The organism is Comamonas testosteroni (genome assembly GCF_030505195.1).
Classification (GTDB): domain Bacteria; phylum Pseudomonadota; class Gammaproteobacteria; order Burkholderiales; family Burkholderiaceae_C; genus Comamonas; species Comamonas testosteroni_G.
In genome coordinates, this window is the sequence record NZ_CP129672.1 from 1,371,668 (window position 1) to 1,392,822 (window position 21,155).

The 21,155-nt window shown below is 64.5% G+C and carries 18 protein-coding genes; 13 read left to right on the plus strand and 5 right to left on the minus strand.

What is annotated here, in order from left to right; genetic code table 11:
- Nucleotides 1-15: 15 nt before the first annotated feature.
- The gene (locus tag QYQ99_RS06300; protein WP_302091898.1) at nt 16-891 is read left to right on the plus strand and encodes a MurR/RpiR family transcriptional regulator; all 876 of its coding nucleotides are present in this window, start codon (nt 16-18) and stop codon (nt 889-891) included.
- A gap of 139 nt (nt 892-1,030) precedes the next feature.
- On the opposite strand, the gene QYQ99_RS06305 is transcribed toward QYQ99_RS06300, so the two are convergent.
- Genes QYQ99_RS06305 through QYQ99_RS06315 form a run of 3 tightly spaced genes read right to left on the minus strand, consistent with a single transcriptional unit; the run spans nt 1,031 to nt 3,498 of the window.
- Nucleotides 1,031-1,735: an aspartate/glutamate racemase family protein gene (locus tag QYQ99_RS06305; RefSeq protein WP_302091899.1), complete on the minus strand. Its 705-nt coding sequence runs from the start codon at nt 1,733-1,735 to the stop codon at nt 1,031-1,033.
- Nucleotides 1,732-3,228: an MFS transporter gene (locus QYQ99_RS06310; RefSeq protein WP_302091900.1), complete on the minus strand. Its 1,497-nt coding sequence runs from the start codon at nt 3,226-3,228 to the stop codon at nt 1,732-1,734. Before QYQ99_RS06310 ends, QYQ99_RS06305 begins: the two co-directional genes overlap by 4 nt.
- Before the next feature lie 60 nt (nt 3,229-3,288).
- A complete protein-coding gene (locus QYQ99_RS06315) occupies nt 3,289-3,498 on the minus strand; it encodes a hypothetical protein (RefSeq protein WP_302091901.1) in 210 nt (69 codons plus the stop codon).
- Nucleotides 3,499-3,753: 255 nt separating this feature from the next.
- On the opposite strand from QYQ99_RS06315, the gene gdhA reads away from it, so the two are divergent.
- Nucleotides 3,754-5,100: an NADP-specific glutamate dehydrogenase gene (gdhA, locus tag QYQ99_RS06320; protein WP_302091902.1), complete on the plus strand. Its 1,347-nt coding sequence runs from the start codon at nt 3,754-3,756 to the stop codon at nt 5,098-5,100.
- Nucleotides 5,101-5,200: 100 nt separating this feature from the next.
- Here gdhA and QYQ99_RS06325 read toward each other — a convergent pair whose 3' ends face one another.
- Entirely contained in the window at nt 5,201-7,906 is a 2,706-nt protein-coding gene (locus QYQ99_RS06325) for an HAD-IC family P-type ATPase (protein ID WP_302091903.1), read from the minus strand.
- A 406-nt stretch (nt 7,907-8,312) separates the two neighbouring features.
- Here QYQ99_RS06325 and QYQ99_RS06330 point away from each other — a divergent pair, with 406 nt between their 5' ends.
- The 3 genes from QYQ99_RS06330 to QYQ99_RS06340 all read left to right on the plus strand — a co-directional run bounded on the left by QYQ99_RS06330 (nt 8,313) and on the right by QYQ99_RS06340 (nt 10,313).
- Nucleotides 8,313-9,254: a Bug family tripartite tricarboxylate transporter substrate binding protein gene (locus QYQ99_RS06330; RefSeq protein ID WP_302091904.1), complete on the plus strand. Its 942-nt coding sequence runs from the start codon at nt 8,313-8,315 to the stop codon at nt 9,252-9,254.
- Between the two features lie 162 nt (nt 9,255-9,416).
- Nucleotides 9,417-9,854 carry a cupin domain-containing protein gene (locus QYQ99_RS06335; RefSeq protein ID WP_302091905.1) on the plus strand — a complete coding sequence of 146 codons (438 nt, stop codon included), beginning with the start codon at nt 9,417-9,419 and terminating at the stop codon, nt 9,852-9,854.
- A gap of 93 nt (nt 9,855-9,947) precedes the next feature.
- Nucleotides 9,948-10,313: a DUF5329 domain-containing protein gene (locus tag QYQ99_RS06340; RefSeq protein WP_302091906.1), complete on the plus strand. Its 366-nt coding sequence runs from the start codon at nt 9,948-9,950 to the stop codon at nt 10,311-10,313.
- Nucleotides 10,314-10,329: 16 nt separating this feature from the next.
- Here QYQ99_RS06340 and QYQ99_RS06345 read toward each other — a convergent pair whose 3' ends face one another.
- Complete coding sequence (locus tag QYQ99_RS06345; protein ID WP_012837335.1) at nt 10,330-11,205, minus strand: methylglyoxal synthase; 876 nt, start codon at nt 11,203-11,205, stop codon at nt 10,330-10,332.
- A gap of 183 nt (nt 11,206-11,388) precedes the next feature.
- Between QYQ99_RS06345 and QYQ99_RS06350 the strand changes: the two genes are divergently transcribed.
- The 8 genes from QYQ99_RS06350 (at nt 11,389) to QYQ99_RS06385 (ending at nt 21,128) form a co-directional block, all read left to right on the plus strand.
- Nucleotides 11,389-12,252: an alpha/beta hydrolase gene (locus tag QYQ99_RS06350; RefSeq protein WP_302091907.1), complete on the plus strand. Its 864-nt coding sequence runs from the start codon at nt 11,389-11,391 to the stop codon at nt 12,250-12,252.
- 158 nt (nt 12,253-12,410) lie between these two features.
- The gene (locus QYQ99_RS06355; protein WP_302091908.1) at nt 12,411-13,586 is read left to right on the plus strand and encodes a multidrug effflux MFS transporter; all 1,176 of its coding nucleotides are present in this window, start codon (nt 12,411-12,413) and stop codon (nt 13,584-13,586) included.
- Nucleotides 13,587-13,703: 117 nt separating this feature from the next.
- Nucleotides 13,704-14,702 carry a tripartite tricarboxylate transporter substrate-binding protein gene (locus QYQ99_RS06360; RefSeq protein WP_302091909.1) on the plus strand — a complete coding sequence of 333 codons (999 nt, stop codon included), beginning with the start codon at nt 13,704-13,706 and terminating at the stop codon, nt 14,700-14,702.
- Between the two features lie 16 nt (nt 14,703-14,718).
- Complete coding sequence (locus tag QYQ99_RS06365) at nt 14,719-16,041, plus strand: sulfatase family protein (protein WP_302091910.1); 1,323 nt, start codon at nt 14,719-14,721, stop codon at nt 16,039-16,041.
- Nucleotides 16,042-16,162: 121 nt separating this feature from the next.
- Nucleotides 16,163-17,170: a tRNA (adenosine(37)-N6)-dimethylallyltransferase MiaA gene (gene miaA / locus QYQ99_RS06370; RefSeq protein ID WP_302091911.1), complete on the plus strand. Its 1,008-nt coding sequence runs from the start codon at nt 16,163-16,165 to the stop codon at nt 17,168-17,170.
- 38 nt (nt 17,171-17,208) lie between these two features.
- Nucleotides 17,209-17,943 (plus strand): ABC transporter ATP-binding protein, encoded by a 735-nt coding sequence (locus tag QYQ99_RS06375; RefSeq protein WP_302091912.1) that lies wholly within the window; start codon nt 17,209-17,211, stop codon nt 17,941-17,943.
- Entirely contained in the window at nt 17,940-20,600 is a 2,661-nt protein-coding gene (locus QYQ99_RS06380; RefSeq protein WP_302091913.1) for an FtsX-like permease family protein, read from the plus strand. Before QYQ99_RS06375 ends, QYQ99_RS06380 begins: the two co-directional genes overlap by 4 nt.
- An 87-nt stretch (nt 20,601-20,687) precedes the next feature.
- Entirely contained in the window at nt 20,688-21,128 is a 441-nt protein-coding gene (locus QYQ99_RS06385) for a VOC family protein (protein ID WP_003057786.1), read from the plus strand.
- Nucleotides 21,129-21,155 lie beyond the last annotated feature (27 nt).

The window sequence follows — 21,155 nt, forward strand, 5'->3', positions numbered from 1 at the left end:
CTGCCATCCGCCGTCATGAACTCCAGCCCCCCCACCCCGGAACCCGCCGAAGCCCATTCCTTCATCGCCCGCGTGCGTGCGGCCCTGCCGCAGCTGCCGCCGTCGGAGCGGCGGCTGGCGGAATTCCTGCTGGACTTTCCCGGCAATCTGTCGAGCTACGCGGCCGCCGAGATGGCCAAGCTCACAGGGGTATCGAATGCCACGGTCACGCGCTTCATACAGCGGCTGGGCTATGAGGGCTACGAGGATGCACGCCGCCATGCCCGTGCGCAGGGCGACAATGGCTCGCCACTGTTTCTGGCTGCCGCATCGGCCCAGGGCTGCCCTACGGCGGATGTGATCGCCACGCATCTGCGCCAGGCCTCGGAGAATCTGGCCATCACCATCGGACAGATTTCGGCAGATCAGCTCGATGCCATCGCCATGGCGCTGATCGGCGCGCGTCAGCTGTTCTTTGTGGGCTATCGCCAGAACCGCAACTTTGCGGCCTATCTTCGCTGGCAGCTGCTGCAGGCACTGGAGATGCCCAGCCAGGTCATTCCCGGCGCTGGCGAGACCTTGGGTGAGTATGCGGCCCAGATCGGCGAAAACGATGTGGTGGTGATCTTTGCCCTGCGCCGCAGCGTGCGCGTGGTCAGCGAGTTCGCGCGCCAGGCCAGACTGCTGGGCGCCCGCCTGATCTGCATCACCGACCATGCCAGCCCGGCCCCCGAGGCGGACTGGCTGCTGCGCGTGCAGACCTCGGCGCCGGGACCGCTGGACAATCACACGGCGCTTTTCATGCTCTGCCATCTGATTGCCACGGCCACCTTGCAGCAAAGCGGGCAGCCGGGGCGCCGACATATGGCGGCCATCGAGACCAGCCACGATGCGCTGGACGAGATGCTATGAAATAAGAAGCTTACCTCGCTTGCTATTCATAGATTTCAGATACTTTTCTATCTGAAATCCATGATTGACGTGCGGTAATAGCTCTTTAATCAATAGCAGTCAATAGTAGTCGATAGCAAGCAATAGCAGCCCCTATCAATCAGTGGGTGACGGCGAGCGCCAGCTCCGCAAGCGCCGCCTGCATCGCTGCCACCACCGGCGACAGCACCGGCACCTGAAAGCGCGGTGCCAGCCACAGCGCGGCTTCGGACAGCGGGCCGCCGCCGATCACCACGGCCTGCGCGCCATCGCGCTGCACGCATAGGGCCACGGCATCGCCCAGGCGCTCGCACTGCAAGGCCGGGTCTGCAGCCAGCGCCAGCGGCTCGCCCACGGCAATGCGCGTGCCGCAGAACCAGGGCGTGAGGCCCAGCACTGCGACCGAGGCGGCAATCGAAGCCTCCAGCCCCGGCGTGGTCGTCGCAATGCCAAAGCGGCGCGGGCCGCCCTGCTCGTCGCGCGCGGCCTGCCGCATGGCGGCTTCGCCAATGCCAAAGGCGGCAACCCGCTGCGGCAGGGCCGCACGCAGCAACTCCAGCCCCGGATTGCCGAACGCGGCCACGATGATGGCCCGGCCAGCCTGACTGTCATCGCCCCGGGCAAAGGCCAGGCCCAGGCGCAGCACCTCTTGCTCGGCGAGCCTCAGCCCCGCCTCGTCGGTAATCATGGCCGCGCCCCGCTCGGCCGTCGCGCCATGCAGCAGCGCGCCGGGTGGCAGACAGGCCCGCGCCTGTCTGAGCATCAGCGCCGTGGTCTGCTCAGAGGTGTTGGGGTTGATCAGCAATATCTGCATGCCAGCTTTCATGCCGTGCGCTCCTGAGCACCGGCATGCTCGCCTGCGGCAGCGGCAGACTCCTGCTCGGGATGGGATTGCCCGCCAGCGCCTTCCTCGATGGAGCGGCCAAAGGTCTCGGGGGCAAACTGCACGGCAATCGCAAAGATGAAATACATGGCGGCGATCATGCCGAACATTCCGGAGACGCCATGCAGGTCGAACATCTTGCCTGCCAGCACCTGGGACATGGCTCCGCCAATCGTGCCCAGCGCCAGCAGGAAGGAGGTTCCCAGCGCACGAATGCGCGTGGGGTAGAGCTCGGGCGCAAAGATCCAGATGGAAGTGTTGAGCGTCAGCACGCAGAACTGGAACAGCGCCCCGCAGACCAGGATCATGGCCACGCTATCGGTGAAGTTGCCGAACGCCAGGCCCGCCAGACAGGCGGCAATCGCGCCTGCCGTGAGCACCCGCTTGCGCGGGAAGTAATAACCCATGGTCGATGCCGCGATCGCGCCGGCCAGACTGCCCATCTGCATGACGATGGTGAAGCTGAAGCTCTTGGTGATGGAGTAGCCCTGGGCGACCAGAATTGTCGGCATCAGCGTGAGCACCGAGAGCTGCGCACCAAACGTCATCCACGAAGCCACACCCACGGCAATCGTGCGCCGCGCATAGCCGCCCCTGAAGATGTCGCTGAATGAGCTGCGCTGCACGGTCTGCGCGGCAGCCGTCTGCGCCTGGGCGCTGCCCGGGCTGATGAACTCGCGCAGCTCGTACTGCGCATTGGCCAGCTTGCCGGCCGCCAGCATGCTCAGCACCTGGTTGGCTTCCTCGACCCGCCCCTTGGAGAGCAGAAAGCGCGGCGTCTCCGGCACAAAGCGGCGGTAGAACACGATGAAGATGGCCGGCATGACCAGACAGCCGAACAGCCAGCGCCAGGAGTCATCGCCCGGAAACAGCGTGAACACGCCCAGCGCAAAGGCCGGTGCCAGCATATTGCCCAGACCGCCGCCGCCGACGTTGATGAGTCCGACGGCCGTGCCGCGAAAGCGGGCCGAGCAGAACTCGGCCAGCATGGTCACGGCCGTGGTGATTTCGCCGCCCAGACCGAAGCCCACGATGGCACGCGCCACGGCCAGAAAAGCGTAGTCGGGCGCCAGCGCGCAGCCGACGGCTCCCAGCGTGAACAGTGCCAGGTTCACATTGAGCATGAAGCGTCGGCCCATGCGGTCGGCCAGGTAGCCCGACAGCAGACGCCCCATGGCGGCGGCAAAGAAGGTGATGGTGTTCAGAAAGGCGATGTCCGTCGCGTCCAGCCCCCATTGCTGGCGCAGCAGGGGGCCGACCAGGCCAACCGCGTTCTGCTCGAACACATCGAAGAGCACACCGCAGACCACCAGAAAGATGATGCTTTTGTGCGAGCGCGTCACGCCGATCTGGTTAAGCGCATTTTCCAGCTGCTGCATCTGCGCCGCACTGGCCTTGCCTGACGCCGAGGGCGTCACGGGGATCTCACCTGCCATATCCACCTCCTGTGTGCTGATGACCGCCCAGTCACTGGGCCGGCAAAACGAACTTGAAATTCATTTTTCATATTTGAAATTATGAAAATAACTTTTCAAATCCATATTTACCCAGGCCATGAAGCCGACCGCGAAGTCCGCCTGCGCAGGCTTGCGGGTGCCTTCATGAAAATCAGTTTTCACGATTGCAGATTCCGTGCCTGAAATCACATGCACCACGATGGTGCTATCACAGATAAGACATGGCGAGCGCCTGAAGCGGTGTGTCACGAAACAAAAACGCTTGTGCGACAAGCCGCAAAAATGTTTTTACGACACGAAAATGAAAAATCTTTTACTTCAAATGCACCATCCAAGTGCCTGAAAACTAAGAACAAATACGGCAAAAATGTTCCAAATTCGGGCATGCACGCACCAGAATTGCACCCCCATGCACCGAATCTATGCATGACGGCATAACTTTTTGGCATAATTTTGTTTTCGCGAGTTTCAGCGCATTCCCCTGTCCCTGTCAGAAAGTTCTCTATGAAGTACGAGTCCGTAGGCCAATTCCTGGAAGAAGTGGCACAACGCAACCCCGGCCAGCCCGAATTCCTGCAAGCCGTCACCGAAGTGATGGAAAGCCTGTGGCCCTTCATCGAGAAGAATCCCAAGTACGCCGAGCACGCCCTGCTGGAGCGTCTGGTCGAGCCCGAGCGCATCATCCAGTTCCGCGTGAGCTGGACTGACGACAAGGGCCAGGTGCAGGTGAACCGCGGCTTCCGCATCCAGCACAGCATGGCCATCGGCCCCTTCAAGGGCGGTCTGCGCTTCCACCCCTCGGTCAACCAGTCCGTGCTGAAGTTCCTGGCTTTCGAGCAGACCTTCAAGAACGCGCTGACCACGCTGCCCATGGGCGGCGGCAAGGGCGGCTCGGACTTCGACCCCAAGGGCAAGAGCCCTGCCGAAGTCATGCGCTTTTGCCAGGCTTTCGTGACCGAATTGTTCCGCCACGTGGGCCCTGACACCGATGTGCCCGCAGGCGACATCGGCGTGGGCGGCCGTGAAGTGGGCTATATGGCCGGCATGTACAAAAAGCTGTCGAACACCGCAGCTTCCGTGTTCACGGGCAAGGGCCTGTCCTTCGGCGGCTCGCTGATCCGTCCCGAAGCCACTGGCTACGGCACCGTGTACTTCGCTCAGGAAATGCTGGCCACTCGCGGCCAGTCCTTCGAAGGCAAGACCGTGTCCGTGTCCGGCTCGGGCAATGTGGCTCAGTACGCCGTGGAAAAGGCCATGGAGCTGGGTGCCAAGGTCGTTAGCGTGTCCGACTCTTCGGGCACCGCATATGACGCCGCCGGTTTCACCACCGAAAAGCTGGCCATCCTGATGGATGTGAAGAACCACAAGTACGGCCGCGTCAGCGACTACGCCAAGCTGGTTGCCGGCGTGGAATTCCTGTCCGGCAAGCGCCCCTGGTCCATCAAGGTGGACGTGGCCCTGCCCTGCGCCACTCAGAACGAGCTGGATGAAGCCGATGCCAAGACCCTGATCGCCAATGGCGTGCTGTGCGTGGCCGAAGGCGCGAACATGCCCTCCACCAATGAAGCCGCCCGCGCCTTCGAAGCTGCCGGCGTGCTGTACGCACCCGGCAAGGCATCCAACGCCGGTGGCGTGGCCACTTCCGGCCTGGAAATGTCGCAAAACTCGGCCCGCCTGTCCTGGCCTGCCGAAGAAGTGGATGCACGTCTGCTGCAGATCATGCAGAGCATCCACGCTGCTTGCGTGAAGCACGGCAAGCGCGAAGACGGCACCATCAGCTACATCGACGGTGCCAATATCGCCGGCTTTGTGAAGGTGGCAGATGCCATGCTGGCACAAGGCGTGATCTGAGCGTCAGGCGCTCGTCACTCGCAAGAAAGGCCCTTCGGGGCCTTTTTTCATGCCCTCGCTCAGGCGGTGAAGCGACGGCTTGTCTTGCGTGCACAGCGCCCTAAGCCCTCACGCACAGTCTCATCCAGCGCATCAAGAGCTTCTCGACCTCCAGCAGCAGCAGCAGGGCAACTCCCAGCCCGATGGCCAGCAGTCCGGCCGCCAGGTCGACAGGACGGCTGTCGAACAGCGCCTGCATGGGAGGGGCGTAGGTGAACAGCAGTTGCGCCAGGGTGACGCCGGCCACGCCCAGCAGCACTGCCGGGGTGCCCAGGACGCCGCGCAGGCTGAGCGATGTTCCCTGCGTGTAGCGCACGCTGAACAGATAGAAGACCTCCATGATCACCAGTGCATTGACCACGATGGTGCGGGCCAGCTCGACCGAGTCGCCGCGGTGCAGCGACCACTCGAACATGCCGAAGCAGCCCAAGGCAAACAGCACCGAGACCAGGGCGACGCGCCACAGCAGATAGGGCTGCAGCAGTTGCTCGTTCGGCGAGCGCGGCTTGCGCTGCATCAGCGTGGCCTCGGGCGGCTCGAAGGCCAGCGTCAGGCCCAGGGCCACAGCCGTGACCAGATTGACCCAGAGAATCTGCACCGGAGTGACCGGCAGCGACACGCCCAGCAAAATGGCGGCGACGATGACAAGGGCCTGGCCGCCGTTGGTCGGCAAGGTCCAGGCAATGACCTTGCGCAGGTTTTCGTAGACGGTGCGCCCTTCCTTGACGGCAGCGACGATGGTGGCGAAGTTGTCGTCGGCCAGCACCATGCCTGCGGCCTCCTTGGCGGCAGCCGTGCCTGTGATGCCCATGGCCACGCCGATGTCGGCACGCTTGAGGGCCGGCGCGTCGTTGACGCCGTCACCGGTCATGGCGATGACGCTGCGATCTGCCTGCAGGGCCTGCACCAGGCGCAGCTTGTGCTCCGGGCTGGTGCGGGCGAATACCGTGGAGGCTCTGGCCACGTCGATCAGTTGGGCATCGTTGAGCCCGTCCAGCTCATGGCCCGAAGTGACTCGGATGGTGTCGGCCAGCGCCAGCTCCCGGGCAATGGCAGCTGCAGTGGCAGCATGGTCGCCGGTGATCATCTTCACGGCAATTCCGGCGCTGCGGCATTCGCGCACGGCCTCCTTGGCCGATTCTCGCGGCGGATCTATCATGCCCAGCACGCCAAGAAGAGTGAGGTCCTTGATGTCGGCCATATCAACCATGTCCCGGCCTTCAACCGGGACCCGGCTAGCCAGACCCAGCACGCGATAGCCTTTGGCGGCCAGGGCATCGATCTGCTCCAGCCAATAGGCTGCATCCAGCGCCTGCAAGCCTTGTGCGCCCTGCTGGTCGCGGCACATGACAAGAACCTGCTCCGGAGCCCCTTTGACAAAGACCACGGCTGAAGCATCCACTGGGCGGTGCAAAGTGGCCATGTAGCGGTGGACGGCATCAAAGGGAACTTCGTCGAGTCGGCGCCAGTCCTGACGCAGGCGCTCCACATCCAGACCGGCGCGCGCGGCCAGCGTCACCAGCGCGCCTTCCATGGGGTCGCCTTCCACTGCCCAGGCCTTGCCCTGGGCATGTCTTACATGGGCGTCGTTGCAAAGTGCTGCGCCGGTGGCGAAGTGCAGCAACTGCGGATGCCGTGCAGGATCAATCTCCTCGCCCGCCAGGGTGAAGCGCCCCTGGGGGGCATAGCCTTCGCCCTCTATGTCGAAGCTGGCACCGGGCAGCACCACGGCGCGCACGCTCATTTCGTTGCGTGTCAATGTGCCGGTCTTGTCGGAGCAGATGACCGAGACGGCGCCCAGTGTCTCCACCGCCGGCAGGCTGCGCACGATGGCATAGCGTGCGGCCATGCGCTGCACACCGATGGCCAGCGCGATCGTCATGACCACGGGCAGGCCTTCGGGGATGGCCGATACGGCAATCCCCACCACGGCTATGAAGGCATCGGCTGTGTCGTAGTCGCGCACCCATAGGGCAAAGCAGAACATGAGCGCGGACAGGCTCAGTATGGTGATGGTGAGCTGGCGCGCGAAACGGTCCATGAGCCGCGTCAGCGGGGTGGCCAGTGTCTGCACCGAGCCCAGCATGGTGCTGATCTGGCCCAGCTCGGTACGAGGGCCTGTGGCGACCACGACGCCCAGGCCTTGCCCTGCGGCAACGAGGGTTCCGGAGTAGGCCATGGAGAGCCGGTCGCCGAGAGCGGCATCGACCGCCACCGGATCGGCCGACTTGTCGACGGCCACCGACTCCCCGGTCAGCATGGCCTCGTCCAGCTTCAGGCTGCTGGCGCGCAGCAGCCGCACATCGGCCGGGACGCGATCGCCGGCCTCGAGCAGCACACAGTCGCCAGCCACAAGTTCTTCTGCAGGCACTGCCATGCGCAAGCCGTCGCGCAGCACATTGGCGCGACTGGAAACCATGGCCTTCACGGCGTCCAGCGCCTTCTCGGCACGGCCTTCCTGCACGAATCCGAAGACCGCATTGATCAGCACCACCGCGAGGATCACCCCCGTATCGACCCAATGCTGCAGCAGTGCGGTGACCACGGCCGAGCCAAGCAGCACATAGATCAGCAGATTGTTGAACTGCCACAGAAAGCGGGCCAGCATGCCGCGTGACGCGGCGGCGGGCAGGGCGTTGGGCCCCTGCTGCTGCAAGCGCTCACCCGCCTCGCCGGAGCTCAGCCCGGCGGCAGTCGATTGCAATTGAGCGAGTACGGCATCGGTCGGCAACGCGTGCCAGGCGGCAACGCTTTTCTGTTCCTGCATCTGAGACTCCCTGACGATTCCACTGAAACGCTTGTGAGCCGGATCTGTGCCCGGTTGGCTGTCTGCCGCGAAGAACGCGCCGTTGCATGGTATGCGCTCGACAGCGCCTTGCCACTGACTATAAGCAGGAACATCGATCATTGATTGACTGCAACGGGCTGATCGCCTGCGCCAGCCAACGCAGCCGCTGTTTCAGCCAGCTCTGCCGGCGCGAGGCACTGGCTGGAAATCAGTGGAACTGCTGGTTTTCATGGATTCCTCCTCATCCGAAATTTCATGACAATTAATTAAGTTTTGTTGAGCAATTCAACGCCAATCACTGAATCAACCTTCGCCACAAATAGTTGTGGGACTTATGAATCCAGACCGCGCCCCTCTTTCCCGCCGACTTTGCATCGCCTGTGCCATGACCAGCCTGTTCGCAGGCGCGGTGCACGCACAGGATGCCTATCCCAGCAAGCCCATCCGCATCGTGATTGGCTATGCCCCGGGCGGCTCCGTCGACATGGTCGGCCGCGTGGTCGGGGACATACTGGCCAGGCAGTTGAACGCCACCGTCGTGGTTGAGAACGTGCCGGGCGCCGCAGGCGTGGTGGGAGCACAGCGCGTGGTATCGGCCAAGCCCGACGGCTACACCTTGCTGGCAGGCTCAAGCAACGAAATGGCGGGCACCAAGTTTGTGAATGCCGCGCAGAAGTACGATCCGGCTGTGGATCTGACCCCGGTGAGCCTGACCGCGCAGGCCCCCAATCTGTGGGTGGCCGGAGCGCATGTTCCTGTCAAAACCGTGGATGACTTCGTCAAACTGGCCAAGGCCAACCCCGGCAAATACAGCTACGGCAGCCCCGGCATTGGCTCGACACCGCATTTTTCGGGAGAGCTGATCAAGAAGACTGCGGGTGTCTACCTCGTGCACATCCCCTATAAGGGCTCTCCGGCCATGACCAGCGATCTGGGCGGCGGCAATCTGGACTTCGCCATCCTCTCGCCCATGGCCGCAGCGCCGCTGGTGCAGTCCGGAAAGATCCGGATTCTGGGGGCCACCACGGCCACCCGCATCGCCACGCTCAAGGAGGTTCCGGCGCTGGCGGAACATCCCGCGCTCAAGGGCTATGCCCTGAGCGGCTGGTTTGCCCTCGCGGCTCCCAAGGGCCTGCCCCCGGAAGTGCTGGCCAAGCTGCAAAAAGCGATACAGACAGGTCTTGCCGATCCGGCCATCCGCCAGAAGCTCGAAGCAGCCGGAACCCCGCCCGCCAAGGGCAATGAAAGCCTTGCCCAGGTGATGCGCACCGACATGGACAAATACGCCGAGCTGGTGAAGTTCGCGAGGATCAGCGCAGACAACTAAAGCGGCGGCCTGCGACGCCAGGCGCTTGCCTGCCCGAATGCTCTTGCGCCATGGCGCCCCGGGCTGGTTTTCGGCGGCCCTTCGACTAGGGCTGCCCCCATGGCATGGCGGCGCTCCTTGCCGGTACAAGTGACAGGTTTCACACATCCGGAGGGATATCTGATGATCTTGATTCGCCGCGCCAGCTTTTCGACCCTGCTTTGCAGCAGCGCCTTCATACTGTTCAGCCAGAATGCCCTGGCCCAAGCTGCAGCGCCCCAGCCGGCTGCACCCCAGGCTTCAGGCCTGTCCCGGACCCTGGTCGGCAAGGCCGATGTTTCGGTACCGGGTCGCGAAGCCGTGGTGGCCAGGGTGGAGGTCGCCCCAGGCTCGCGCGCGGGTCGCCACACTCACCCGGGCGACGAGATCAGCTATATCAGCGAAGGTGAGGTCGATCTGCTGATCGACGGCCAGCCGCCGCGCACGCTCCAGGCCGGCGAGACCTTTGTCGTGCCCGCTGGAGTGATTCATGACGCGCACAACGCCAGCAATGGCACGGTCAAACTGATTGGCGTGTATGTCGTGGAAAAGGGCAAGCCTCTGGCCACACCGGCCCCCTGAGCACCACACGGCTTCAGCCGACCAGGACAAGGCCGCAGTCCGTCGCTGCGGCCTTTGTCATTTGCTCGGCTCTTCTTCTGTAGGATCAGGCACATGAAACACACCGTTGCCGCCTTGCTGCTGGGTGCAGCCTGCAGCTTGAGCCTTGCCGCATCGCCCACGCCTGCAGCGACTCAGGAGATCGAGTACCTGATCGGCCACCTCAAAGCCTCGGGCTGCGAGTTTGAGCGCAATGGCAGCTGGCATGACAGTGCCAAGGCCGCCGAGCATCTGCGCAGCAAATACGACTATCTGCTCAAAAAGGGCTGGGTGGAGACGGCCGAGGACTTCATTGCCCGCGCAGCCACGCAAAGCAGCATCAGCCAAAAGCCCTACCAGGTGCGCTGCAGCGGCAAGCAGGCCGAAGCCAGCGCCGTCTGGCTGCAGGCCGAGCTCAAGCGCTACCGCAGCCGCCAGTAGCGCTCAGCCACCCGCCTCAGCCCGCGCGCTTGACGGCCGCATCGCACCAGCGCTGCGCCACCTGGGGCGAGGTGCTGCAGACGGCATCGTGCGTGACCGTGGTCACGGCGCGCTCCAGCAGCTGGATATCGGCTTCGTGCTGGCGCGCCACATGGGGGTCTTCAAAGAAGATGGCGCGGTGGCAGCGCTTTTCCAGCACCAGATCGGCAATCTGCGCATCGCCGCCCAGCGGACCGCTGTTGTAGCGGTCCACCCAGGGCTTGTCGGCAGGCCAGCCTTTGCTCCAGGCCATCTCGTTGAGTTTCTGACCCGTGGTGCCTGTCCCCACGCGGCGGCGGTAGCGGCTGAGCAGCTCGAAGTTGTGCGCGGCAAAGTCCAGCATGGTGGGCTTCATGGCATCGTGGGCAATCAGCGCCAGCGTCTGGTTTTCGTAGTCATGAAAGCGGTCGGCATTGCGGTCACGTGCCAGGCCGGCGTGAATGCGCTCCATCTCTATCCAGTCGCGCGTGGAGGCGACGGTGGAAAGAAAAGGCTTGCCGTGAATCACGCACTGGCGCTTCAAGGCCAGGGCTTCGGGGAAGATGGACGATGGGTCCACCGGATCCATCAGGTAGATGGCGCCATCAAGGGTGCGCTCGTCTCCCTCCATGCCCACCACCTCGGCCACCAGTCTCATGAGACCGCCCTCGCGGCCGTAGGGATAGCGCACCAGGCCTTTGTAGCCCTGGAGCATGCTGGCCGCCGTGATGGCGTCATAGGTGCGGCCCACGGTATGAAAGCCGAGTTTGAGCTCGCGAATTCCGGCCTCGCAGGCGCGCAGCAAGGCAAACAGCGCAGCGTCCTCGGTTTGGTGGTGGAGTTTGTTGGCGGCAAGACCCAGGCAGATCGACATAGTGAACTAATCCTTCAAACAAGCTTCAAACGCTCGCAAACCCTGCGCAATCAGCTATCTATTTGCGGTTTGAAACACCCGCAAGAATATCGCCAATTCATGCACCCCAGATGACTGGGGCCGGGTCAGACAGCCATACTTGCACAGCACTTGACAGCCGCCCTCTTGCGCCGCCCCCTTCTCATGCCCACGACCTCACGCTTCTGGAGCCCCCGCCGCATCGCGGCAGCACTCGGTCTGGCCTTGCTGCTGGCGCTTGTGAGCTGGGGCATGCGCGAGCTCGATGCCAGGCAGCGGGTCTGGATTTTTCAGCCCAGCGACCGCAGCTGGCCCGGAGCCAACACGGCCGGCATGCAGGAGCGATGGATAGACTTTCGCAGCCGTGACGGCAGCGCCGCCAGGCTGCACGCCCTGTGGATGCCATCCAGCGATGCTCGTGCCCCGCTGCTGCTGTTTCTGCATGGTGCGCGCTGGAATGTGGCTGGCTCCTCGCCACGCATACGACGCCTGCAGGCCATGGGCTTTTCGGTGCTGGCCGTGGACTACCGCGGCTTTGGCAAGAGCAGCCCGGCCCTGCCCTCGCAGGCCTCGGCCGCCGAGGATGCGCGCGCCGCCTGGGACTGGCTGGGCCGACAGGCCGCAGGCAGGCCACGCTATGTCTTCGGCCACTCGCTGGGCGGTGCCGTCGCTATCGATCTGGCCAGCTCCGTCAAGGATGAAAGCGGGGTGCTGGTCGAGTCCACCTTCACCAGCATTCCCGATGTGTTCGACTCCATGCGCTGGGGCTGGCTGCCCGTGAACTGGTTGATCACGCAGCGCTTCAACTCGGTAGGCAGGGTGGCGGACATCGGCTCGCCGCTGCTGGTCGTGCACGGCACGGCCGATCCGCTGATTCCGGCCCGGCTGGGCCAGCAGCTGTTCGATGCGGCGCGCGAGCCCAAGCGCCTGATCCTGGTCGAAGGTGCCAGCCACCACAACACCCAATCCAAGGCCCTGGCCCAGTATCGCCAGGCCCTGCATGAGCTGTTCGGCCTGAATCCGCGCTGAGCGGCATCGCTACAGACAGTCTCGTCAGCATACGGATCAATGGGCAGGTTCTGATAGTCTGTCTGGCTATGTCTGCGCCGCCTGCCCTGAAATCAAAGCCCAATCCCACTCACTCCCTTGATGAGCAAGCGAAGAGTGATCCTGAATCTGCAGTCTTCGTGATTCTCACGCTAGGGCTGCTGCTGGGTCTTCAGCCGCTGGCAACCGACCTCTATCTGCCCGCCCTGCCACAGCTGTGGCAAGACTTTGGCGCCCCTATCTCGCAGGCCCAGCTGACACTGACCGGCTTTTTGCTGGCCTTTGGCTGCTCACAGATTCTCTGGGGCCCGCTGTCGGACAGGCTGGGCCGCCGCCCGGTCTTGCTGCTGGGCATCAGCGGCTATGTGATCGCAGCGCTGGGCTGCGCCAGCGCCCAGAGCATGGAGTCCTTGATTGCCTTGCGCAGCCTGCAAGGCGCAGCCCTGGGAGCCGGTGTGGTATGCGCTCGTGCCGTGGTGCGCGATCTCTACGCACCGCATAGGGGCGCGCAAGTCATGTCCAAGGCGCTGACGGTTCTGGGCGTGCTGGCCTTTCTGGCCCCCATCAGCGGCGGCTTGCTCGTGGGCTGGCTGGGCTGGCGCTCCACCATGCTGGCCCAGGCCTTCATGGGCAGCCTGGCCTGGCTGCTGGTGATGCTGCGCTTCAGGGAGTCGCTTCCCCAGCGCACCCCCGAGGCACTGCAAGCGGGCAATCTGCTGCGCACCTGGTCGCGCATTGTGCGCAACCCCATGTTCCAGGCCTACAACCTGCTGACCTGCTTCAGCTATGCAGGGCTGTTCACCAATCTGGCGGCCTCTGCGTTCACCTATATCAACGTGCTGCATATGGAGCGCACGCACTTCGGGCTGATGCTGGGCGGCAATGCGCTGTGCTACATCGCCGGCACCTTTGCCTGCCGCCGCCTGCTGCGCAGCATGAGCGTGCAGCGCACCGTGGCCGTGGCAGGAGTGCTGTCGCTGACGGCGGGCTCCATCATGGGCCTGGCGGCCCTGTTCGATCTGCGCAGCATCTGGGCCTATGCCCTGCCTTTTTGCCTCTACCAGATCGCCCACGGCATTCACATGCCCTGCGGACAAAGCAATGCCATCGCGCCCTTCCCCCAGGCTGCGGGTACGGCCTCGGCCATCAACGGCCTGGTGATGATGCTCATGGCTTTTGCCATGGGACTTTGGCTGGGACTGAATCTGGATGGGGACTCCACCATGCCGCTGGCCTTCGGCATCTGGTTCTGGTCGGCCTGCACGGCCATCACGGCATGGACGCTGGTGCAGCGTTTTGGCATCAGCAAATCATGATTTGAAATAAGATGATTAGGTTATTTAAAAACCAATTTTTATTATTTTTCTTTTTATAGAGTTTTTTTGAGAATGCCTGGACTGGCCAACGCGCCGCACTTTTTGTGATCTCCAGCCATGCATTCCCGCCGCTCCTTTCTGCAGCAATCGCTGCTCGCCGCCAGCTCTGCCGGCTTCTCTTTAAGCTCTCTGGCCAAGGCCGCCGAGATCTCCGCCGTTCCTCAGGCCAGCCGCATTCTGGTGGGCTTTGGCGCAGGCGGCGGCATCGATCTGCTGGCACGCGTGCTGGCCGAAAGCATCGCCGCACAACTGGGCAAGAGCCACTATGTGGTGGTGGACAACAAGCCTGGCGCCAACGGCCAGATTGCCGCACAGACGCTGCTCAACGCCCCCAGCGACGGCAGCACCTATCTGATCGCGCCGCTGATCACCCCGGTGCTATCGCAGATCGTCTACAAAAAGCCTGGCTACGATCCAGCTCGCGACTTCTCCCCCGTGGGTCTGCTCGCGCATTTCCAGTTCGGTCTGGCCGTCCCCGCCAGGCACCCGGCGCGCAATATTCAGGAATATGTGGCCTGGCTCAAGGCCAACCCCGACAAAGCCAACTTCGGCAGCCCCGCCGTGGGCAGCCTGCCGCATTTCTTCGGTCTGCTGCTGGGCGAAGCGGCCGGTGTCAACATCGTGCATGTGCCCTACAAGGGCGGCCCGACCATGATGACGGATCTGATCAGCGGCCAGCTGGCCTCCGCCATCCAGACCACCAGCGAGCTCGCTCCGCTGCACAAGGAAGGCAAGGTGCGCATTCTGGGCACTTTCGGCAGCCAGCGCGGTCGCGAACTGCCCGATGTGCCGACCTTTGCCGAAGCCGGCTACCCCAAGGCCACGGGCAGCGGCTGGTACAGCCTGTGGGCACGCAAAGGCACTTCGCCCGAAGCCATTGCCGCGGTCAACCGCGCCGTCAACCATGCGCTGCTGGACCCCAAGCTGCAGCCCAAATGGGCGGAGCTGTCCCTGCAGCCCGACCCGCGCACTCCGCAGGCGCTGGAGCAGTTGCGCGTGGCCGAAGTCGCCAAATGGCGTCCCGTGATCAGCAACTCCGGCTTTGTCATCGAATAAGCAGGGCGAAGAACTCATGACCGCACCGAACATCGTTTTCATCCTCGCCGACGATCTGGGCTGGGCCGACCTAGGCGTCTATGGCGCCACCGATTTCAAGACCCCGCATCTGGACCGGCTCGCCGCCCAGGGCGTGCGCTTCAATCAGGCCTATGCCAACTCGGCCGTCTGCTCGGCCACACGCATTGCGCTGATCACCGGGCGCTATCAGTACCGGCTGCAGGCCGGGCTCGAAGAGCCGCTGGCACGCCATGGCGCGCAACTCGGCCTGCCGGCCGATCACCCCACGCTGCCATCGCTGCTCAAACAGGCCGGCTACGACACGGCATTGATCGGCAAATGGCATCTGGGCAAGCCGCCCTCCTATGGCCCGCAGCGCAGCGGCTACGACTACTTCTTCGGCAACCACAGCGGTGCCATCGACTACTTCACGCACAAGCCCGGCGTGGGCGAACAGTTCAGCCCCGATCTGTGGCAAGGCAACGAGCCTGTGCAGCGCACGGGCTACTACACCTACATCCTGGGGGATGAAGCCACGCGCTATGTGCATGAGCGCAAGGGTCAGGACAAGCCTTTTTTCCTGTCGCTGCACTTCACGGCGCCGCACTGGCCCTGGGAAGGGCCCGAGGACGAGCATGTCGCGCACAGCATCAAGGATCTGTTTCACTACGACGGCGGCAGTCTGAAGAAATACGGCGAAATCGTCGAGGCGCTGGACAAGGCCGTGGGCCAGGTGCTGCAGGCGCTTGATGACAGCGGCCAGGCCGACAACACCATTGTCATCTTCACCAGCGACAACGGCGGCGAGCGCTTTTCCAAGACCTGGCCTTTCACCGGCCAGAAGACCGAGCTGCTGGAAGGCGGCATCCGCGTGCCCACGCTGCTGCGCTGGAGCGCCCGCATCCGCCCCCAGGTCCAGGAACAGGTCACCGCCTCCTTTGACTGGCTGCCCACGCTGCTGGCCGCTGCCGGTGCCAGGCCGCACCCGGACTTTCCCAGCGACGGCCAGAACATCCTGCCCATCCTGGAGGGCAATGCGGCCCCCACCGAGCGCAGCCTGTTCTGGCGCTACAAATCACAGACCCAGCGCGCCGTGCGCCAGGGCCCGTGGAAATACCTCAAGATCAACGACAACGAGTTTTTGTTCAATGTGGAGGAGGACGCCCGCGAACGCGCCAATCTCAAGGAGCATCAACCCGAGATCTTTGCCGGACTGCGCAGGCAATGGGAGCAGTGGAACGAGCAGTTGCTGCCCATCACGGCCGAAAACTACAGCCACGGCCTCTCGCCCGATATTCAGGCCGACCGCTATGTGCCGGCACGACTGATCCAGGGCTAGGCAGCTCACTAAGTCCCGCCGCTGCCGCAAGGCGGCAGGCTGCGTTATCCTTGACAACCAGCAAGAACCAATGACCGACGGCCATTGGTTCTTGTGCTTTGACCTGTACGGATTTCGCCCCATGACTGCTGCCCACGCCCTGCCCTGTATCGCCATTGCCGGCCCCACTGCCTCGGGCAAGACTGCGGCAGCGCTGGCACTGGCCGAGCGGCTGGCGCAACGCGGTCAGAAGGCCGAGATCATCAGCGTGGATTCGGCCCTGGTCTACAAGGGCATGGACATCGGCACGGCCAAGCCCACTGCGGCAGAGCTGGCCGCCGTCCCGCATCACCTCATCGACATCATCGATCCGCTGCAGGCCTATAGCGCAGCCGAGTTCGTGCGCGACACGCAGAAGCTGGTCGATGAAATCCGCGCGCGCAACGCCATACCTCTACTGGTGGGCGGCACCATGCTGTATTTCAAGGCGCTGATGGACGGGCTGGACGATATGCCCGCCGCCAACCCCGAAGTGCGCGCCATGCTGGACGCACAGGCCGCCGAGCTGGGCTGGCCCGCCATGCATGCCAGACTGGCCGAGGTGGACCCCGTCACCGCCGCACGCCTGGCCCCCGGCGACAGCCAGCGCATCCAGCGCGCGCTGGAGGTCTGGCAGGTCTCCGGCAAACCGCTTTCGAGCTTTCACACGACCAAGAACAAGGCGGGCCCCGCAGAACAGATGGGACTTGCCGCGCTTTTCTCGCTGGAGCCTGCAGAGCGAGCCTGGCTGCACCAGCGCATTGCACTGCGCTTTGAGCTGATGCTGGAGCAGGGCTTCCTCGACGAAGTGCGCAGCCTGCGGGCGCGCGGCGATCTGCATCTGGATCTGCCCTCGATGCGCTGCGTGGGCTATCGCCAGGCCTGGGAAGTGCTGCAAGCGTTTGAAGCCGATCCCGGCAAACCGCTGGACATGGCAGGCCTGCGCGAGCGCGGCATCGCCTCCACACGCCAGCTGGCCAAGCGCCAGATCACCTGGCTGCGCTCCATGCCCCAGCGCCATGCCATTGCCTGCGATGCGCCGGGCGCCCAGCAGCAGCTGCTGGATGCAGCCATGGCGGCTATTGACGCAGCACAGCAGGCCGCAAGCTAGAGAGCTGCCGCAGCAGCGCCCGTCGTTAAGATCGCTGCATGGCTGCCACCCACTCATCCCACGCCCACCCACTGCTGCAGGTCAGCGACCTTGCCAAACGCTATGGCGAGGGCGAGGCCCAGACCACGGTCTTCGCGCAGGTGAGCTGCGAGATAGCCGCCGGCGAATTTGTCGCCATCGTCGGCAACTCCGGCGTGGGCAAGTCCACCTTCCTCAACTGCCTGGCCGGGCTGGACAGCTGGCAGCAAGGCCGGGTTCTGCACAGCGGCACGGATCTGTCCACGCTCGATGAAGCCCGGCGCGCCATCTGGCGGCGCGCGCATCTGGGCTTTGTGTTCCAGGCCTTTCATGTCCTGCCCCATCTCGATGTGGCGCAGAACGTCGCCCTGCCGCTGATGCTGCTGGGCCGCATGGATGGCGAGGGTCAGCAGCGCGTGCAGCAGGTGCTGCAAGCCGTGGGACTCGCGGGTCTGGGCCAGCGCCTGCCCCAGCAGCTCAGCGGAGGCCAGCTGCAGCGCGTGGCCATTGCGCGTGCCCTGGTGCATTCACCGCCTCTGCTGCTGGCCGACGAGCCCACGGGCAATCTCGACCCGTCCACTGCCCAGCAGATCATGGATTTGCTGCTGCAGCAAACCCGCGACAACGGCACGGCGCTGGTACTGGTCACCCATTCCGCAGAAGCGGCCAGACGAGCCGACCGCGTGCTGCGCCTGACGGCAGGCGGCATGCAGGCCGAACTATCCGCATCCCAGCAAACCACCCTAGGCCTGTGACTTCACGCCCCCCGCTTCTTCTGCTGCTGACCAGCTTTTCCTGGCAGGAGCTGCGCCAGCATCCCTGGCGCACGGCCACGGCGCTGATCGCCATCATGCTGGGCGTGGCGCTGGGCTTTGCCGTCCATGTGATCAACCAGTCGGCGCTGGACGAATTCTCCAGGGCGGTGCGCAGCGTCAACGGCCAGCCCGATCTGCAGCTGCACGCCATGCAGGGCGGCCTGCCGCTGGCGCTCTATCCCCAGGTGGCGCAGGTCCGGGGCGTGGCCAGCGCCGTGCCCTGGGTCGAAACCACGGTATTGCTGCCCGGCAGCACTGCAGACGCGCAGACGCGCAGCACGCAAGGGGCGGCGCAAGGGGCGGCGCAAGGCGTGAGCTTGCGCGTGCTCGGCAGCGATGCTCTCAAGCTCGCCCCTGTCGCCCCGGCCTTGATGCCGCGCCTGTTTGATGGCGGCGACCGGCTGGATCTGTTTGCACCCGACGCCGTGTTTCTCAATGCCGCCGCCTTGCAGGCCCTGCGACTGAGTCCTGAACAAGCCGTCAATGCCCCCATGCAATGGCTGCTCAACGGCCAGGCCCAGCAACTTCGCATTGCGGGCACGGTTGCCGCCAGCGGCGCACCGGTCGCGGTCATGGACATTGCCGCACTGCAGCAGAAGCTCGGCCTGTTTGAGCGCATCGACCGGCTGGACCTTTTGCTCACCGACAGCGCCAGCCGCAGCCAGGTGGCCACCGCCCTGCACGCGGTGGCGGCCTGGCAAGAGCAGATACTGATCCAGCAGCCCAGCGACGATCAGCAGCGCGTGGGCGAGATGTCGCGCGCCTACCGCGTCAACCTCACTGTGCTGGCGCTGGTGGCCTTGTTCACGGGAGCGTTTCTGGTGTTCTCGGTGCTGGCGCTCAGCGTGGCACAGCGCGCGCCGCAGTTTGCGCTGCTGGCCGTGCTGGGAGCCACGCCACGCCAGCGCATGGCGCTGGTGCTGCTGGAAGCGCTGGCGCTGGGGACGCTGGGCAGCCTGGCCGGTATTGCGCTGGGCACGGCGCTGGCCTGGTTGGCGCTGCAGTTGCTGGGCGGCGATCTGGGCGGTGGCTTTTTTGCCGGCGTGCAGCCTGCCCTGCACTGGAGTCCTGTGGCGGCGCTGGTATTTGGCCTGCTGGGCCTTGCCGCCACGGTGGCCGGCGCCTGGTGGCCCGCACGTGCCGCCATGGATTTGCCGCCAGCGGCCACGCTCAAGGGGCTGGGCAGCACGCATGAGAGAGCGCCGCGCCTGTGGCCCGCTGCGGCGCTGCTTGCAGCCAGCCTGGTGCTGGCCTTTATGCCACCGGTGGCAGGTGTCCCGCTGGCGGCCTATCTGGCCGTGGGCCTGCTGTTGCTGGGCGGCATGGCAGCCCTGCCCTGGCTGCTGGGTGTGGTGCTGGGACTGGTGCCCAAGGCCTTCTCGCGCCAGCCGCTGGCCATGCTGGCGCTGGAGCGCGCGCGGCGCATGCGCCACGCCACTACCGTGGCCGTGGGCGGCGTGGTGACCAGCCTGAGCCTGGCGGTGGCGCTGACGGTGATGGTCACCAGCTTTCGCGGCAGCATGATGGAGTGGCTGGACGCCGTGTTGCCTGCGCCCATGTATGTGCGCGCCGCCGGCGGCTCCAGCCGCGTCGATGCCGCCCTGCTGCCGGCCGACGCGGCGCAGCGCCTGGAGCAGTTGCCCGGCATAGCGCGTGCCCAGGCCATGCGCAGCAGCCAACTGGTGCTCAGCCCAGAGCGCCCGGCCCTGAGTCTGCTGATTCGTCCTCTTCAAGGTGAGCAGGCCATGCAGCTGCCCTGGGTGCAGGGGCCGCTGCACCAGGCCCGCCCGGGCATTCCTGTGCACATCAGCGAAGCCGTGGCCCAGCTCTATGGTTTGAAGCCCGGTGACAGCTGGCCACTGCTGTCCAAGGCTTTCAGCCTTCAAACCCAGGACCATCAAGCGTCAGAGGATTCTTTCTACATAGCATCCGTGTGGCGCGACTATGTGCGTCAGTTCGGTGCCGTGGCCCTGGACTGGAAGGACTATCTGGCGCTGGTGGGCAAGGCTGGCAATGCGGCACAGATCAGCGAGATCGCCGTCTGGCCAGCGTCCCCGAGCCAGCTGTCTGGCACCGATCTGCAAGCGGCGATAGAGCAGGCCCTCGGCACGCCCGGGCAGCCGCCCCCGGCGCTGGAATTTGTCAGCAGCCAGGCGCTGCGCGAGCGCTCCTTGCGCATTTTCGATCGCAGCTTTGCCGTCACCTACTGGCTGCAGGCCGTGGCCATAGGCATAGGCCTGTTCGGCATTGCCGCCAGCTTCAGCGCCCAGGTGCTGGCCAGGCGCAAGGAGTTCGGGCTGCTGGCCCATCTGGGCCTGACGCGGCGCAATGTGCTGAGCGTGGTCGCCGCCGAGGGACTGGCCTGGACCATGCTGGGCACCATCGCGGGCACGCTGCTCGGGCTGGGCGTGGCGGTGATCCTCGTGCATGTGGTCAACCCGCAGAGCTTTCACTGGACCATGGAACTGCGCCTGCCCCTGCTGCGCCTGCTGGCTCTGGGCGCGGCCGTGGTGCTGGCAGGCGTCATTACCGCATGGCTGGCCGGGAGCCGGGCCGCCAGTGCCGACGCGGTGCTGGCCGTCAAGGAGGACTGGTAGCTATACCTGCACCCCTATCAGCGTTTTTCACATGATTGCGCCATTGCGCAGCGCACAATGAAATCTTCACCGCTGCGAGGAGTTCGTATGCAAATCCAGCCCTATCTCTTTTTCGATGGTCGCTGCGAAGAGGCTCTGGATTTCTACCAGGCCGCTCTGGGCGCCGAGGTCACCATGCTGATGCGCTACAAGGATGCTCCACCGCAGCCCGAGCCATCGACCCAGCAAGGCTGCGGCCCGGGCCAGATGGATCCCGAAAAAATCATGCACGCCAATGTCCAGATTGGCGAGACGCAGATCATGGCATCTGACGGCATGAACGGCGGCAAGCCCGACTTCAAAGGCTTTTCTCTGTCCATCACCGCGCCCAGCGAGAATGAGGCCGACCGCATCTTTGCCGCCATCGGCCAGGGCGGCAAGGTACAGATGGCGCTGGACACCACGTTTTTCGCACGTCGTTTTGGCGTGGTGACCGACCGCTTCGGGGTCAGCTGGATGGTGATCGTTCCCCTGGTCGATATAGGCTGAGGCGGCGCAAAGCAGCACCTCGCGATC